The 15137-nt window shown below is 73.8% G+C and carries 17 protein-coding genes; 5 read left to right on the top strand and 12 right to left on the bottom strand.

Translation table 11 applies throughout. The annotated features are described in order from the left end of the window. The 3 genes from BJY28_RS16990 to BJY28_RS00015 form a co-directional block, all read right to left on the bottom strand. The coding region (locus BJY28_RS16990) for an AAA family ATPase (RefSeq protein ID WP_179461188.1) at positions 1-133 on the bottom strand (133 nt) is incomplete at its 3' end. Positions 134-285: 152 nt separating this feature from the next. Then, on the bottom strand, positions 286-639 hold the full coding sequence (locus BJY28_RS00010) for a chorismate mutase (protein WP_425485686.1): 354 nt from the start codon (positions 637-639) through the stop codon (positions 286-288). Positions 640-825: 186 nt separating this feature from the next. Next, positions 826-1122, bottom strand: coding sequence for an acylphosphatase (locus BJY28_RS00015; RefSeq protein WP_179461190.1), 297 nt, complete (start codon positions 1120-1122; stop codon positions 826-828). Positions 1123-1263: 141 nt separating this feature from the next. On the opposite strand from BJY28_RS00015, the gene BJY28_RS00020 reads away from it, so the two are divergent. The 3 genes from BJY28_RS00020 to BJY28_RS00030 all read left to right on the top strand — a co-directional run bounded on the left by BJY28_RS00020 (position 1264) and on the right by BJY28_RS00030 (position 4628). Next, positions 1264-3141, top strand: coding sequence for an acyltransferase family protein (locus tag BJY28_RS00020; RefSeq protein ID WP_179461191.1), 1878 nt, complete (start codon positions 1264-1266; stop codon positions 3139-3141). 69 nt (positions 3142-3210) lie between these two features. Then, positions 3211-3612 carry a helix-turn-helix domain-containing protein gene (locus BJY28_RS00025; protein WP_179461192.1) on the top strand — a complete coding sequence of 134 codons (402 nt, stop codon included), beginning with the start codon at positions 3211-3213 and terminating at the stop codon, positions 3610-3612. Next, entirely contained in the window at positions 3609-4628 is a 1020-nt protein-coding gene (locus BJY28_RS00030; RefSeq protein WP_179461193.1) for a VapC50 family PIN domain-containing toxin, read from the top strand. The genes BJY28_RS00025 and BJY28_RS00030 overlap by 4 nt, the downstream gene beginning before the upstream one ends. Positions 4629-4810: 182 nt before the next feature. Here the strand turns inward: BJY28_RS00030 and mutM are convergent, their stop codons facing one another. The 8 genes from mutM to BJY28_RS00070 form a co-directional block, all read right to left on the bottom strand. Continuing rightward, on the bottom strand, positions 4811-5683 hold the full coding sequence (gene mutM, locus BJY28_RS00035; protein ID WP_179461194.1) for a bifunctional DNA-formamidopyrimidine glycosylase/DNA-(apurinic or apyrimidinic site) lyase: 873 nt from the start codon (positions 5681-5683) through the stop codon (positions 4811-4813). Between the two features lies 1 nt (position 5684). Continuing rightward, a complete protein-coding gene (gene rnc, locus BJY28_RS00040) occupies positions 5685-6512 on the bottom strand; it encodes a ribonuclease III (RefSeq protein WP_179461195.1) in 828 nt (275 codons plus the stop codon). Between the two features lie 13 nt (positions 6513-6525). Next, positions 6526-6720 carry a 50S ribosomal protein L32 gene (gene rpmF, locus BJY28_RS00045; protein WP_179461196.1) on the bottom strand — a complete coding sequence of 65 codons (195 nt, stop codon included), beginning with the start codon at positions 6718-6720 and terminating at the stop codon, positions 6526-6528. Position 6721: 1 nt separating this feature from the next. Continuing rightward, positions 6722-7327, bottom strand: a complete 606-nt coding sequence (locus BJY28_RS00050) for a YceD family protein (RefSeq protein WP_179461197.1) — start codon at positions 7325-7327, stop codon at positions 6722-6724. Positions 7328-7429: 102 nt separating this feature from the next. After that, positions 7430-7942, bottom strand: a complete 513-nt coding sequence (gene coaD, locus BJY28_RS00055; RefSeq protein ID WP_179461198.1) for a pantetheine-phosphate adenylyltransferase — start codon at positions 7940-7942, stop codon at positions 7430-7432. A gap of 28 nt (positions 7943-7970) precedes the next feature. Further along, positions 7971-8546, bottom strand: coding sequence for a 16S rRNA (guanine(966)-N(2))-methyltransferase RsmD (gene rsmD / locus BJY28_RS00060; protein WP_179461199.1), 576 nt, complete (start codon positions 8544-8546; stop codon positions 7971-7973). A gap of 303 nt (positions 8547-8849) precedes the next feature. Beyond that, positions 8850-11105, bottom strand: a complete 2256-nt coding sequence (locus BJY28_RS00065; RefSeq protein ID WP_179461200.1) for a helicase-related protein — start codon at positions 11103-11105, stop codon at positions 8850-8852. Next, positions 11105-12778 carry a DAK2 domain-containing protein gene (locus tag BJY28_RS00070; RefSeq protein ID WP_343036868.1) on the bottom strand — a complete coding sequence of 558 codons (1674 nt, stop codon included), beginning with the start codon at positions 12776-12778 and terminating at the stop codon, positions 11105-11107. The genes BJY28_RS00065 and BJY28_RS00070 overlap by 1 nt, the downstream gene beginning before the upstream one ends. Positions 12779-13098: 320 nt before the next feature. On the opposite strand from BJY28_RS00070, the gene rpmB reads away from it, so the two are divergent. Next, complete coding sequence (gene rpmB, locus BJY28_RS00075) at positions 13099-13284, top strand: 50S ribosomal protein L28 (RefSeq protein WP_179461202.1); 186 nt, start codon at positions 13099-13101, stop codon at positions 13282-13284. A 231-nt stretch (positions 13285-13515) separates the two neighbouring features. On the opposite strand, the gene thiL is transcribed toward rpmB, so the two are convergent. Continuing rightward, complete coding sequence (gene thiL, locus BJY28_RS00080) at positions 13516-14526, bottom strand: thiamine-phosphate kinase (protein WP_343036869.1); 1011 nt, start codon at positions 14524-14526, stop codon at positions 13516-13518. Positions 14527-14682: 156 nt separating this feature from the next. On the opposite strand from thiL, the gene BJY28_RS00085 reads away from it, so the two are divergent. Beyond that, on the top strand, positions 14683-15123 hold the full coding sequence (locus BJY28_RS00085; protein ID WP_179461203.1) for a DUF3515 family protein: 441 nt from the start codon (positions 14683-14685) through the stop codon (positions 15121-15123). The last annotated feature ends 14 nt before the right edge of the window (positions 15124-15137 follow it).

A 15137-nucleotide genomic window follows, 5' to 3' on the forward strand; every position in this document is an offset into this window, starting at 1 on the left:
CGAGGGCGTCGACGACGTTGGACTTGCCGGAGCCGTTGGGGCCGACGATGCACGTGATGCCCGGCTCGAGGCGCAGGTCGGTCGCCGAGGCGAAGGACTTGAAGCCCTTGAGGGTCAGGCTCTTGACGTACATGAGCGGCGGGGTCCTCCGTCGGCCGGGCGATCGATCCCGCTCACTCTACGTCGCGGGCCGCACCGGCCCCGGGATCTCGAGGGTCGGGCGGGGGTCGTCCGGCTCGTGACGGTCGGCGGCGATCAGTCGGGCGGCCGATCAGTCGGCGCTGGTCAGTCGGCGGTGGGGGTGCCCTCGGTCGCGGCGCCGGCGGGGCCGTCGGCGGCGCTGCCGGCGGCGGCGTTGCCGGCGATCGCCTCGTGGTGGCGGATCACCTCGGCGATGATGAAGTTGAGGAACTTCTCGGCGAAGTGGGGGTCCAGCCCGGCCTCGTCGGCCAGACCGCGCAGCCGGGCGATCTGCCGCTCCTCGCGGGCCGGGTCCGCCGGCGGCAGGCCGAGGTCGGCCTTGAGCTCCCCGACGCGCTGGGTCGCCTTGAAGCGCTCGGCGAGCAGGTGGACCAGCGCGGCGTCGACGTTGTCGATGCTTTGCCGCAGCCGCTGCAGCTCGGAGGGTGGCTCGCTCACGTCCGCCAGCCTAGGCGCCGCCCCCTTTGTCGGTCCGCACGCCCCCGCCGCCCGCTTCCCCGCACGCCATCCCATCCGCGCACCCACGATCCCCTTCGCGCGCCCTACGACGCGGGCTACCACGCAGTAAGTGCTGTGATCACGACACTTACTGCGTGGTAGCCGGAGGTTCTGGGTGCGCGGCGACTACTTCTCGACGAAGGTGGTGAGGCCGTCGCGGGGGGTACCGGGCTGGCGGACGACGCCGTCCACGCGGCCCGGGCGGCGGATGGTCGAGGGCTGCTCGCCGAGCCGCTCCCCCAGGGTGTCCAGCGCTGCGGGATCTCCCTGGGCGACCACCTCGACCCGGCCGTCACCCATGTTGCGGGCGTGCCCGACGAGCCCGAGCTCCAGCGCCTGGGAGCGGGTCCACCAGCGGAAGCCGACGCCCTGCACCCGACCCTTGACGAACCAGGTGGCGCGCTGCGGCGTCGACTCGCTCATGGCCGCCAACCTACCGGCGCGCCAGGCCCGCCGAGCCCGAGCGCGGTCGGGAAGCTGACCCGGGCACCGAGGCGGGCGAAGGGGACCGGACCCCGGTGAGCCTCCCCCACCCCGGGGCGCGAAGTCCCTAGATTCCCCTGCGTGAGCGCCACCCTGACCTCACCCGTGGAGGAGCAGACCCCCGCGGGACGCCCCCTTCGTGGCCATCTCGCCGGCCTGGACGGGCTGCGCGCGGTGGCCATCGGCGCGGTGCTGCTCTTCCACCTCGACCCGGCGTGGCTGCCCGGCGGCTTCCTCGGCGTCGACGTCTTCTTCGTCATCTCCGGCTTCCTCATCACCACCCTGCTGGTCCGCGAGCGCACCGCCACCGGCCACGTCGACCTGCGTGGCTTCTGGACCCGCCGCGCCCGCCGGCTGCTGCCCGCGCTGCTCGTCGTCGTGCCGGTCTGCGTGCTGCTGGCCCGCACCGTCGAGACCGACCTGCTCGTCGGCATCCGGCGTCAGGTGCTCGGGGCGCTCACCTTCTCCACGAACTGGCTGGAGATCGCCAACGGCAGCAACTACTTCGAGGCCACCTCGCCGCAGCTCTTCATGAACTTCTGGAGCCTGGCGGTCGAGGAGCAGTTTTACCTCGCGTGGCCGTTCGTCATGCTCGGGCTGCTGGCGCTGCACCGCCGCACCGGGGTGACCGAAGGGGTGATGGCCGGCCTCGTCGCGGGCATCGGGCTGGTCTCCGCGCTGCTCATGGGGCTGACCTACGACCCGGCCAACCCCACCCGCGCCTACTACGGCACCGACACCCACCTGGTCGGCCTCATGCTCGGGGCCGCGCTGGCGATCGTCTGGGCCGGACCGGGACGCGCCTGGACGTGCTCGCCCGGCTGGCAGCGGCGCCGCCGCGGGCTGATCGCCGTGGCCGGGGTGACCGTCGTCGCGCTGCTGCTCCTGGCCGGCGAGGAGCACGCCTGGACCTTCCGCCTGGGCATCCCGCTGATCTCGCTGGCGACCGCGGTGCTGCTGCTCGGCGCGATCGACCGGCCGGGTCGGCTGCGCGCGATCCTCGAGCTGCCGCCGATGACCTGGCTCGGGCAGCGCTCGTACGGCATCTACCTGTGGCACTGGCCGGTCATCCTCATCGTCGGCCAGGACATGCCGGCCGCCGCCGGGACCACCGCCTTCGTGTGGACCCGGGTGTGGGCGGTCGTGGTGACCCTGGCGCTGGCCGACCTGACGCTGCGCTTCGTCGAGATGCCGGTGCGTCGGCTCGGCTTCCGCGGGGCGCTGGCCGCGGCCCGGGGCGCGCTCGTGGGCTCGGCGCGGCGCACCCGGCAGATCACCGCGGGTCTGGCGGCCGTCGCCGTGCTGGCGCTGGTCGTCGTGCTGACCACGGCGCCGGAGACCACGAAGACCCAGCAGACGATCGAGCAGAACCAGGCGGCCGCGAGCGGGCCGCGGGACAGCGAGCCGAGCGCCACGCAGACCGCGAGCTTCACCATGCCGGAGGGCGACGAGATCGACGTCTTCGGCGACTCGATGGTCGTCGGGTCGGTGCCGGCGCTGGAGTACTACTTCCCCGGGATCCAGATCGACGCCGAGTCCAACCGGCGCTGGAGCGACGGGCTGACCGCCGTCGAGGACGCCGGGGACTCGCTGCGCCGCGCGGTGGTCCTCGGCTTCGGGACCAACGCCGGCACCGACGTCGCCACCGTGGAGCGGCTGCTCGACGAGATCGGCGAGGACCGGATGGTGGTCATCGTCAACCTGCACGCCGACCGGCTCTCCCGGATCGACAGTGACAACGAGGCGCTCACCGAGATCGCCGCCGACCGGCCGAACGTCGCGATCGCCGACTGGGACGCGGCGGTGGCCGGGAGCCCCAAGGAGCTGCAGGCCGACGGGATCCACCCTTCGCAGCCCGGGTCGCACACCTACGCGGCGACGATCCGGCAGGCCTTCGCCGACCTCTCCGAGAAGCACACCGGCAAGGCCGTCGAGCTCGAGGAGCTCCCGCAGCCCTGAGCACCCCGGCAGGTCGAGAACTGGACCCGCTCTGGGTGTTTTGAGCGTTTCATGGCGTATCCTGAAGAGATGGCAGGAGCGATCGCGCATGAGAAGGCCGTGCAGCTGCGCGAGGCGGTGGATGAGGCCCTTCGCGGCACGCCCGAGATCACGGACACCGCCCGCGCGGCATTCGCGCGGCTGCTCGACGTGCTCGAGTCCAGCGACGACGCAGTCGTCTTCCCGGCCGAGGCGACCATCTCTACGAGTCAGGCGGCCGCCCTGCTCGGCGTCAGTCGGATGACTGTGGTGCGGCTGGTCGACCGCGGTGACCTGCAAGCGGAGACCAGTGCCGTGCACCGTCGCATCTCGGTCTCTGAGCTAGCGCGCTATCAGGCAGAGGCTCAGTCCCGCAGGCGCTCCGCGATGACCGAACTCGCTGGTGACGTCACCGCGGCCACTCCTGCCGACCGGGTGATCGAGACACGGTGATAGACGCGACAGAGGGAGGCACCCGCGGAGCCATCCTCGACGCGTGCGCGCTGGTGCCGATACGCCTGGCCACGACGTTGCTGTGGATCGCCGAAGCAGGGATCTTCGAGCTGCTCTGGTCCGACCAGATCCTCGACGAGGTGCGGCGCAACCTTCCGAAGCTCGGCATCAGCGAGGAGAGGGCTGCGCACCGCGTGCGCACGATGCGAGACGCCTTCGGAGCAGCCGCGCTCGTCGATGACTTCGACCACCTGACGGACGGCATGACCTGCGACCCGAAGGATCGGCACGTACTCGCGGCTGCGGTCCGGGCCGAGGCCGACACGCTGGTGACGTTTAACCTCAAGGACTTCCCCCCGACCTCAACGCGCGATCGGCAGATCGACGTCGTCCACCCGGACGCGTTCCTGACCGGCCTGCTGGCCGAGGACCCGACCGGTGTCGTCGAGGCCCTGCGCCGAGGTAGCGCCGCCCTGACGAACCCGGCGCAGACCGCCACCGAGTTCATCGCCTCGCTGACCGCGACGGTGCCGATCTTCGCCAACCTGGCCGCCGACGAGATCCGCTCCCTCGACAAGGGCCCCGAAGCGCCTTCCTCGCCGATCACCGCGCTCGTGAGCGCCGACCAGGACGAGGCCGTGGCCGCGTTCGGCGAGGCCGGAGACCTGACCGACCCCGCGCAGGTCGCGCTCCGGTGGTGGATGGCCCTCGACGCGGAGCCGGAGGCGGCTCGCGGACTCACGTTCGCACCTCGCGCGTGGGGCGACTACCAGTGGGCCGTCAACATGCTCGCCGACAAGTCGCTCGCGTCACGAGTGATCCGCGCCGTCGACGAACCGGAACGGATCGCGTTCATGCGCTTCATCCCCGAGGTCGCCGCCACCGCGCAAGTTTTCGCCGCCTACGCGACGACCGTCACATTCCTCACGCTGGTCAGACTCGATGACGGCACGTGGCGGGTCTGGGGCCTCGGCCCGGCGGTCCTGGCCGCCAGGGACATCGTCGGCGACACCTAGGACGCCTAGAGGTCAACGGCAGCACGTTGGCCGGCCGTTCGGTCGGACACCCAGACGTCTGCCCGCTTCGCCGGCAGACAGTCCCCGCACCTCCGCACGCGAGGACCTCTCGGATGCGCGACAAGCCTTCCCCGGTGACCGTGCCTTTATCGGGTAACCCGATAAAGGGGAGGCGGGTGAGGTCAGCGGCGGGTGCGGGGCCGGGGCTGGCAGCGGGGGCAGGAGGTCGAGCTGCGGTTCATGAAGGTCTCCCGCCGCATGAGCGTCCCGCAGCGCGGGCACGGACGCCCCTCCTGCCCGTAGGCCGCCAGCCGGCGGTCGAAGTAGCCGGAGGTGCCGTTGACGTTGACGTAGAGCGCGTCGAAGCTCGTGCCGCCCTGCTCCAGCGCCTCGGCCATGACGTCCCGGGCGTGGTCCAGCAGCCGCCCGATCGCCGGCTTCGTCAGCGTCGCGGCGACCCGCTCCCCGTGCAGCCCGGCTCGCCACAGCGCCTCGTCGGCGTAGATGTTGCCGATCCCGGAGACGACGGTCTGGTTGAGCAGCACCCGCTTGATCCCGCTGTCCCGGCGCTTGACGTCCCAGATCACCGCGGCTCGGTCGTAGCCGGGGTCGAAGGGGTCGAGGGCGATGTGCCCCAGGCTGGTCGGCACGAGGTCGTCGTCGAGGTCGACGAGGGCGAAGCCGCCGAAGGTGCGCTGGTCGACGAAGCGCAGCTCGCGCCCCCCGTCGGCGAAGGTGAACCGGCCGTGCAGGTGCGCCGGCTCGGCGCTGCCCGGCTCAGCGACGAGCATCTGGCCGCTCATCCCCAGGTGCACCACGAGCCCCTCGTCGGCCACCTGCTCCGGCCCGTCGGCCAGCGCCAGCCAGAGGTACTTGCCGCGGCGGTGGGCGCCGGTGACGACCCGCCCGGCCAGCCGACCGGCGAGGTCGTCCGGGCCCTCGACGTGACGGCGGGCGACGCGGGTGCCGCGCAGCTCGACGGCGGCGATCCGGCGGCCGGTGACGTGGTCGGCGAGGCCGCGGCGGACGACCTCGACCTCGGGCAGCTCGGGCACGTCAGGCGGGCGCGGGCTGGTCGCCGGCCTCGTCGCCCTCGTCCTGGACGCTCTCCGCGACCGAGCTGCCGTGCAGCGCGCCGCCGTCCGTCCCGCCGTCGTCCGCGGCGTCGGTCATGAGCGCCGCGTAGGCGGTGGCGGCCGCCCGCTGCTCGGCGTCCTTCTTCGTCCGCCCGGTGCCGCGGCCCCACTCGGAGGCGTCGATGACGGCTCGGGCGACGAAGGTCTTGTCATGGTCCGGGCCGCTGTCCTCGGTGCGGTAGGCCGGTGCGCCCATGCCTCGGGCGGCAGCCGCCTCCTGCAGCGAGGTCTTCCAGTCCAGCCCGGCGCCGAGGCGGGCGGAGCGCTCCATCACCGGGTCGAGCAGGGCGTGCACCAGCCGCGCGGCGGCGTCCGGGCCGGCGTCGGGCGAGAGGTGCACGGCGCCGAAGAGGGCCTCGAGGGTGTCGGCGAGGATCGAGCTCTTCTGCCGGCCGCCGGTGGCCTCCTCGCCGCGCCCGAGGTAGACGTGGCCGCCGAGGTCGATGGTGCGGGCGACGTCGGCCAGGGCCCGCATGTTCACCACGGCGGCGCGCATCTTCGCCAGCTGCCCCTCGGTGAGGTCTGGGTGGCTGCGGTAGATGTGCTCGGTGACGACGAGCCCGAGCACGGCGTCGCCGAGAAACTCCAGGCGCTCGTTGTGCGGCAGGCCGCCGTTCTCGTAGGAGTACGAGCGGTGCGTCAGGGCATGCGTGAGCAGCGACGCGTCGACGGGCGCCCCGCACAGCTCGGTCAGCAGTGCGGAGAGCTCCTCGACGGGTCGCTGCTCGGCGTCGTCGGGTCGGCCCATGGGACCGCCCGGGTCAGGCCTGGTGCTCGGCGCGGTCGGCGCTGCCGTAGTAGCGGCCCTTGTAGGTGCCGCACGTCGGGCAGGCCTGGTGGGCCGGAGCCGGGTTCTTGCACTGCGGGCAGGTCGACAGCGCGGCCGGCGTCGCCTTCCAGTTGGCGCGGCGGCTGCGGGTGTTGGAGCGGGACATCTTCCGCTTCGGGACGGCCACGTCAGTTCCTCTTCTCGTCGTTCGTCTCGGTCTCGCTCGACCCCTGGCTGCCGGCGAGAGGCGCCAGGGCCTCGAGCGCCGCCCACCGGGGGTCGATCACGTCGTGGTGGTGCTCCGGGTCGTCCTCGAGCCGGGCCCCGCACTGGGAGCACAGCCCGGGGCAGTCGTCCCGGCACACCGGTTGGAACGGCAGGCTCGGCAGCACCGCGTCCCGGAGCACCGTCTCGAGGTCGATCATGTCGTCCACGATCTGGTGCTCCTCGTCCTGGTCGTGCTCGGCGTCCACCTCACGGTGGTGCTCCGCACGGTCCGGCCAGACGAACAGCTCCTGGAAGCGGGCGTCGACCGGCAGGTCGATGTCGTCCAGGCACCGCACGCAGGCCCCGACCGCCGTTCCCGACACCGTCCCGGTCACCAGCACGCCCTCGTGCACGGACTCCATGCGCACGTCGAGGGCCAGCGGCTGGCCCTCGGGGACGGCGATGACGTCGGTGCCGAAGTCGGCGGGTGCGCCGGCGGTGCGCTCCACGGCATGCATCGCTCCGGGTCGCCGACCGACGTCCTTGGCGTCGAGCACCAGGGCCGAGGCGGGATCGAGGCGTTCCATGGTCACAGTCTCCGGCAGGGGACGGCCTGGGTCACGACGACACCGGCCGACGTCCCAGAGTACCGGCGGCTCCCCCTTCGCCCAAACCCGCGCCCGCAGAGGTCAGGCGGAGCTCTCCGCCAGCCGGGCGACGAGCTCGGTGCGGACCCGCTCGCTGACCAGGCCGGTGATGTCCCCGCCGAAGCGGGCCACCTCCTTGACCAGCGAGCTGGAGACGTGCTCCAGCGCCGGGTCCCCGGGCAGGAAGAGGGTCTCGACGTCGGTGAGGTGCCGGTTCATCAGCGCCATCGGTACCTCGTAGGCGAAGTCGGTGCCGCCGCGCAGCCCCTTGACGATGCACGGCGCGTCTAGCTCGGTGCAGACGTCCACGAGCAGCCGGTTGGCGAAGGCGGCGACCCGCACGTTGCCGAGGTGGTCGACCTCGTCGTGGATGAGCGCGATCCGCTCCTCGACGCTGAAGGTGCCGTGCTTCGCCGGGTTGTGCAGCACCGCGACGACGACCTCGTCGAAGAGGGCGGAGGCCCGGCGGATGACGTCGGTGTGCCCGGCGGTGATCGGGTCGTAGGACCCGGGGCAGACGGCTCGGCGGGGGCGGGTGGTGGTCTCGGCGCTCACCGGGACACTGTGCCACGGGCCGGGTGGCTCAGATGTGGTACTCGATGCCGATCCGCTCGGCGGACCACAGGACGGTCTCGCCGTAGGTGCGCGAGCCGATCGAGACCAGCCCGGCCGGCCAGGTCGGCTCCGGGGAGCGGGTGGAGCGCTCGAGCACGACGAGCGCCTCCTCGGCGAGCCAGTCCCGGGCCAGCAGCAGCTCGAGCACCCGGGAGAGGGTGTCCTCGTCGACCTCGTAGGGCGGGTCGGCGAGCACGAGGTCGTAGCGCAGCGACGCGGGTCGGTCCAGGGCCGACTCGACCGTGCCGCCCTGCAGGCGCGCGCCGGCGGCGCCCAGGTCGGAGATGTTGGCGCGGATGACCCCGCAGGCGCCCTTGTCGGACTCGACGAGCAGCACGCTGGCGGCGCCGCGGCTGGCGGCCTCCAGGCCGAGGGCGCCGGAGCCGGCGTAGAGGTCCATGACGTGCGCGCCCTCGACCATGCCGCGCGCCTCGAGCGAGGAGAAGAGGGCCTCGCGCACCCGGTCGCTGGTCGGCCGGGTGCCGTCGCCGTCGGGGGTGCGCAGCCGGCGGCCGCCGGCCTCGCCGCTGATGATGCGTGTCACGGCTCCATCATCGACCATCCCCGGCCGAGGGTCACACCGGGCCGCTGCCGACGCCCCCGCCGCCGCCCACCTGCCCCCTTCTCCGCAACTGCCCGGGCTAATCACCCCACCCCGCGCAACTGCCCGGGCAAATCACCCCACCCCGCGCAACTGCCCGGGCAAATTTCGCCCTCCCCCGCAACTACCCGGGCAAATCACCCCACCCCGCGCAACTGCCCGGGCAAATCACCCCACCCCTGCGCAACTGCCCGGGCAATTTCGCCCCACCCGGCAACTGCCCGGGCAAATGCGCAGTGGTGGGGGTCAGCCCTTCTCCAGGTGCGCGGCCTGGTCGGGGTCCAGCCAGGCGGCCATCTCCGCGGCCAGCTCGGGACACCCGGTGAGCTCGGGGTCGGCGGCCAGCAGCGCCGCCGCGTCCTCGCGGGCCATCTCGATGAGCTCCTCGTCGCGCAGCACGGACAGGTGCTGCAGCTGCGAGCGCACCCCGTGCTGGGCGTTGCCGAGCACGTCGCCCTCGCGGCGCTGGGTCAGGTCCAGCCGGGAGAGGTCGAAGCCGTCGCTGGACCCGGCCACCGCAGCGAGCCGTTCGTGCGCCGAGTCGGCCTCGCTGGCGATGAGCAGCAGGCACAGACCGGGCTCGCTGCCGCGTCCGACACGCCCGCGCAGCTGGTGCAGCTGGGAGACCCCGAAGCGGTCCGCGTCGAGCACGACCATCGCCGAGGCGTTCGGCACGTCGACGCCGACCTCGATGACCGTCGTCGAGACGAGCACGTCGATCTCGCCGCGGGTGAAGCGGGCCATCACCGCGTCCTTGTCCTCGGCCGGCATCCGACCGTGCAGCGCCGCGATCCGCACCCCGGCCAGCTCCGGCTCGGCGCCCAGCTGCTCGAGCACCTCGAGCACCGCCGCCAGCGGACGCTCGGCCGCGCCGCTCGCTCCGTCGCCGCTCTCCCCGTCACCTTCGACGGTGCCGACCGCCTCGCCGTCGGCGCTCTCGTCCTCCTCGGGCAGCGGCTCCTCGACGAGCTCCAGGCCGTCGGTGTCCCCCGGGCCGCCGACGTCGTCGCCGATCCGCGGGCACACGACGTAGGCCTGGCGCCCGGAGCGCACCTCCTCGGCCAGCCGCGCCCAGGTCCGCTCCAGCCACCCCGGCCGGTCCACCGGCACGACGTGGCTGGTGATCGGCTGGCGCCCGCGGGGCAGCTCGCGCAGCGTCGAGGTCTCCATGTCGCCAAAGACGGTCATCGCCACCGTCCGCGGGATCGGGGTGGCGGTCATCACGAGCACGTGCGGCGGGGTGGCCCCCTTCGCCCGGAGCGCGTCGCGCTGCTCGACGCCGAACCGGTGCTGCTCGTCGACGACCACCAGGGCCAGGTCGGCGAAGCTCACCTTCTCCTCCAGCAGGGCGTGGGTGCCGACGACGATCCCGGCGGTGCCGGAGGCGATCTCCAGCAGCGCCTCCTTGCGCGCGGCGGCGGACAGGCTGCCGGTGAGCAGGGTGACCCGGGTGGCGTTCTCCGCGCCGCCGAGCATGCCGCCCTCGGCGAGGTCGCCGAGCATCCGGCGGATCGAGCTCGCGTGCTGGGCGGCGAGCACCTCGGTGGGCGCCAGCAGCGCCGCCTGCCCGCCGGAGTCGACGGCGGCGAGCATGGCCCGCAGCGCGACCACGGTCTTGCCGGAGCCGACCTCGCCCTGCAGCAGCCGGTGCATCGGGGTGGGCCGGGCCAGGTCGTCGAGGATCTCGCCGCTGACCTGCTGCTGGCCCGGGGTGAGCTCGAAGGGCAGCCGGGAGTCGAAGTCGGTGAGCAGCCCCCCGTCGCGGCGTCGCCGCTCCTGGGTGACCACCTGGGCGGCCTCGGCCCGGCGGGTGGCCAGGATGGTCTGCAGCACCAGCGCCTCCTGGTAGCGCAGCCGGCGCCGCCCGGCCTCGACCTCGCCCCGCTCGCGCGGGGCGTGGATGGCCCGCAGCGCCGCCTCCCGGTCCAGCAGCCCGCGCCGGTCGCGGATCTCGGCCGGCACCGCGTCGGGCACGCTCTCCAGCTGGCCGAGGACGAGACGAACGCAGCGGGTGATCGTCCACGGGTGCACCCCGGGCACGTGCCGGTAGATCGGGATGAGGCCGCTGTGGTCGGCGTCGCCGAGCTCGCCGAGGGCGGCCGCCTCCTCCAGGGTCGCGTAGCCGGGGTGGGCGAGCTGGCGCTGCCCGCGGTACTCGGTGACCTGCCCGGCGAAGAGGTACTCCCGGCCCTGCAAGAGCTTGCGCTCGTGGCCGCGGGCGTCGAAGAAGGTCAGCCGCAGCCGGCTGCGGCCGTCGGTGATCCGCGCCTCGAGCATCCGTCCGCGGCGGTTGCGCATGGAGCGGGTGGTGACCTCCTCGACCCGGGCCACGGCGACGAGGAAGTCACCGACCCGCGGCTGGCCGAGGTCGGCCTCGGCGGTCCGGTAGCGCCGCGGCCAGAAGGCGAGGAGGTCCCCGGCGGTCTCGATGTCCCGGTGGGTGGCGAGCTTGGACGCGGCCTGGCCCAGCAGCCCCTTGAGCCGGGTGCGCTCGGTGACCACTACTCCGCCCCGAGCAGCAGCGGGTAGTGCGGCTGGCCCCCGTCGACGACCTCGATCTCGACGCCGCGGTGCTCGCCGCGCAGGCGCTCCTGCAGCCGGTCGGCGACCCCGTCGGGGGCCTCGTCGCCGACGACGAGGGTGACCAGCTCGGCGGTCCCGCCGGTGACCGCCTGCAGCACCTCGGTGGCCACGGTGTCGAAGTCGTCGCCGACGATGGCGATGTCGCCGCCGACGATGCCGAGCACGTCCCCGACCTCGCAGGCACCGCCGGAGGTCAGTCCCGCCTTCGCCGCGATCGTCACGGCGCCGTGCCGGGTGGCCGCGGCGGCCCGGGTCATCGCGACGACGTTGCGCGAGGCGCTGGTGCCGGGTTCGAAGACGGCGAGCGCGGCGATCCCCTGGACGGCCGTGCCGGAGGCGACGACGTGCACCTCCTGACCCTCCTGGCCGGCGGCGTGGGCGGCGGCGTCGGCGGCCAGCCGGGTGTCCCGGTCGTTGGGCAGCAGGATGACCTCGGCGGTCCCGGTGGCCCGGACCGCCTCGAGCAGCTCGCCGGCGGAGGCGCGGTGCCGCGGTCCGCTGGCGACCGTCGTCGCGCCGGCCTGCTCGAGCAGGGCGGCGATGCCGGGGCCTGCCGCACAGGCGACGACCGACAGACCGACCGCCGGGGTGCGGTGGCGGGTGTCCTCCAGCGCGGTGACGGCCAGGTCGTGCGGGCGGGCGTGGTCGAGCCCCGCGTCGATGGCGGCACCGATGTCGTCGGTGTGCACGTGCACCCGGCAGGTGTCGCCGGCCACCGAGACGACCACCGAGTCGCCGATCCCGTCGAGGCGCTCGCGCAGCGTGGCAACCGCCTCGTCGCCCACCCCGTCGAGCCGGTACATCACCTCGAAGGCGGGGTGGGTCGGTGCGGGCGCGGCCTGCGTGGCCCCGGAGGAGGGTGGCCGGTCGACCACGGGGCGGGACCACTCCGCCCGTCGCTCCATGCTCGGGTTGAGGGTGAACTCGTCGACGAGGAAGCCGTCCACCGGGTTGCTCTCCCGCACCACCCGGTCCAGCGCCTCGAGGAAGAGCAGGTAGCCGGCGCCACCGGCGTCGACCACGCCGGCCGCGGCGAGCACGTCGAGCTGCTCCGGGGTGCGGGCCAGCGCGTCGCGGGCGCCCTCGACGGCGGCCCGGGTGACGCCGGCGAGCTCGGCGCCGTCGTCGGCGGCGCGCTCCGCGGCGGCCGCGGCCTCGTCGGCGACGGTGAGGATCGTGCCCTCCTGGGGGCGGACGACGGACTCCCGCGCGCGCTGAGCGGCCCGGGTCAGCGCGGCTGCCACCAGCGCGGGCGCGGCGCGGCCGTCGGGCTCGACGAGCACCTCCGTGGTACCGCGAACGATCTGGCTCAGGATGACCCCGGAGTTGCCGCGCGCGGTGAGCAGGATCGCCCGGGACATCGCGGTGAGGTCCTCGCCGAGGTCGTCGACGCCGAGCACCCCTCGCTGCTCGTGGTCGGTGCGCACCGCGTCCAGCGCCTGGTCGAGGGTCAGGTAGAGGTTGGTGCCGGTGTCGCCGTCCGGGACGGGGTAGACGTTGAGCGCATCGATCTCGGCCCGTCGCGCGGCCAGGGCTGCCCGGGCGACCACGGCCCATCGGCGCAGGGCGGCGGTGTCCAGGTCGGCGAGCACGTCTGACACGGTAGTCCAGCGGTGCGGTCGGGATGCTCGCATCCACGGCGATCTGGGTGCGCGTCTCCGCGTCGACCACGGGTGAGCGCACCGGTGGGTGCCTCGTCGACAACCTGAGTGAGCGCAGCCGGTCGCCTCGCCGCACCGTGAGGCACCGATATACCCTCGCTCGCGGCGCCGGCGCCGGCCGAGTTGGTCAGCACCAGCGCCCTCGGCTACGCTGGACCGGTTGCCCGGCGCCAGACCCCGGTGGTTCGTCACCGACGCAGGTCATCTCCGGCGCACACCTCGACCACTGACACGACACCAGGAGATCAACCGTGGCTGCCAACTGCGACGTCTGCGGCAAGGGACCCGGCTTCGGCCACTCCATCTCGCACTCGCACCGGCGCACCAAGCGTCGCTGGAACCCGAACATCCAGCGCGTGCGCGCCACCGTGGGCGGGACCCCGAAGCGTCTCAACGTGTGCACCTCGTGCCTCAAGGCCGGCAAGGTCACCCGCTGACCTGAGCCGCCCGTTCCGACAGCCGTCGCCCCCGCTCGGGTCGGCGGCTGTCGCGCGTCTGGCCCCTCCCCCCTTCGCACCCGTGACGAGCCTTTATCGGGTAACCCGATAAAGGCTCGTCTCCCGGGGAAGCCTTCTCCAGGAAGCGAGAGCTTCTCGACATCGGTCGGGTGCGCCTGCTCGGTCACTCGACGTCGGCAGGTCGCCGCCCCGCAGGACGAAGGGGGCGCCTCAGCGCCGGAAGTGGTCCCAGCCGGCCGCCTCGACGGCCCGGGCGTCCACCGTCACCCCGGGCGGTCCGTCCAGCACCCGGCCGATGACCTGCCAGCCCGTCGGGACCGCCACCGGAGCGAAGGTGGCCACCAGCGCGTGCTCCTCGCCCCCGGCGAGCACGTGGTGCAGCGCCCTCTCGGGTCCGTGCACCTCGTTCAGCGGCCCGGCAGCCACCGCCGTCAGCGCCGCACGCTCAAGATCGACCGCCACCGCGCTGGCGGCAGCCACCCGCCCCAGGTCCTGCACCAGGCCGTCGGAGACGTCGATCATCGCGCTCGCCCCGGCCTTCGCCGCGACGGGTCCGGCGGCCAGCGGCGCCCCCAGCGCGGTGCGGTGCACCTCTCGCAGCTCGTCGGCCGCCTCTCCCCCGCCCTGATCGGTGCCGTCGAGGTAGAGCGCCAGCCCACCACCGGAACGCCCCAGCGTCCCGGCCACCGCGACGACGTCCCCCGGTCGAGCGCCGCTGCGGCGCACCGGGTCCCGCCCCTGCAGGTCACCCATCGCCGTGACCCCGACCATCACCGTCCCGGCCGGAGCGCCGGAGAGGTCGCCGCCGATCACCGCGGCACCGGCCGCACGGCTGGTCCGCCCGACGCCCCGGGCGAGCTCGGTCACCCAGGCCATCGGGGTGGCCGGGTCGGCGGCCAGCGCCAGCACCAGACCGGTCGGGACCGCGCCCATCGCCGCCACATCGGCGAGGTTCTGGCGGACCACCTTCTGCCCGACGTCGTCACCGGTCGACCAGTCGTCGCGCCAGTCGAGGCCGCGCACCATCGAGTCGGTGGTCACGACGACGCTCCCCGACGGGGTCGCCAGCACGGCCGCGTCGTCCCCGGCAGCCACCGGCACGTCGCCGGGCTGCGGGCCGAGCGCTGCCAGCACCTCCGCCAGCACCGCGTCCTCACCGAGCTCGCCCAGCGTGGGCCATGACTGGGCGCGGCCGTCCGGCCGCCGGTCCGACTCGCTCACCCGTACCTCCTGATCGAGAAACCATCGACGGCGACAGGGCACCGCCAGCGCGTGACCGAGCACCACCAGCCCCGTCACGAACCCCTGAGCTGCCGGGTCCGCGCTCACGGTAGCGTCGAGCCGATCTGATCGTGCGACCCCGGAGGCTCCTCGCCGATGCGCCGCCTGGCCACCTGCACCGCGCTGGCCGCCCTGGTCCTCGCCGGCTGCTCCTCGGCCGTCGAGGTCGCCGTGCCCGACGCGGGCGGCTCCTCGGCGTGCGCCACCGCGGCCGAGAGCTGGCCGCAGACCCTGGCGGGCCAGCCGGTCGCCGAGACCGATCCGGCAGACCCCGCCGTGCGCGCCTGGGGCGACCCGGCGATCATCGCCCGGTGCGGTGTCCCGGCGCTGGGTCCGACGACCGACAGCTGCGCGGTGGTCGACGGGATCGACTGGGTGGTCGAGGATCTCGAGGACGGCAGCCGGGTCACCACCTTCGGCCGGGACCCGGCGATCGAGGTGCTCGTGCCGGAGGACTACGGCGCCCCGGCGCTGCTGCTGCCGCCGCTCACCGAGGCCGCGCAGGACCTGCCGCGCAACGACCTGACCTGCACCTGAGCCGGGGAGACGGC

The sequence above is a fragment of the Janibacter alkaliphilus genome, from assembly GCF_013408565.1.
Classification (GTDB): domain Bacteria; phylum Actinomycetota; class Actinomycetes; order Actinomycetales; family Dermatophilaceae; genus Janibacter; species Janibacter alkaliphilus.

What these genes read in the sequence shown, in the direction of transcription:
- BJY28_RS00015 (WP_179461190.1), bottom strand. Translation starts at nt 1,122, where the DNA reads ATGAGCGAGTCGACGCCGCAGCGCGCCACCTGGTTCGTCAAGGGTCGG.
- BJY28_RS00025 (WP_179461192.1), top strand. Translation starts at nt 3,211, where the DNA reads ATGGCAGGAGCGATCGCGCATGAGAAGGCCGTGCAGCTGCGCGAGGCG.
- rnc (WP_179461195.1), bottom strand. Translation starts at nt 6,512, where the DNA reads ATGGGCCGACCCGACGACGCCGAGCAGCGACCCGTCGAGGAGCTCTCC.
- BJY28_RS00050 (WP_179461197.1), bottom strand. Translation starts at nt 7,327, where the DNA reads ATGGAACGCCTCGATCCCGCCTCGGCCCTGGTGCTCGACGCCAAGGAC.
- BJY28_RS00085 (WP_179461203.1), top strand. Translation starts at nt 14,683, where the DNA reads ATGCGCCGCCTGGCCACCTGCACCGCGCTGGCCGCCCTGGTCCTCGCC.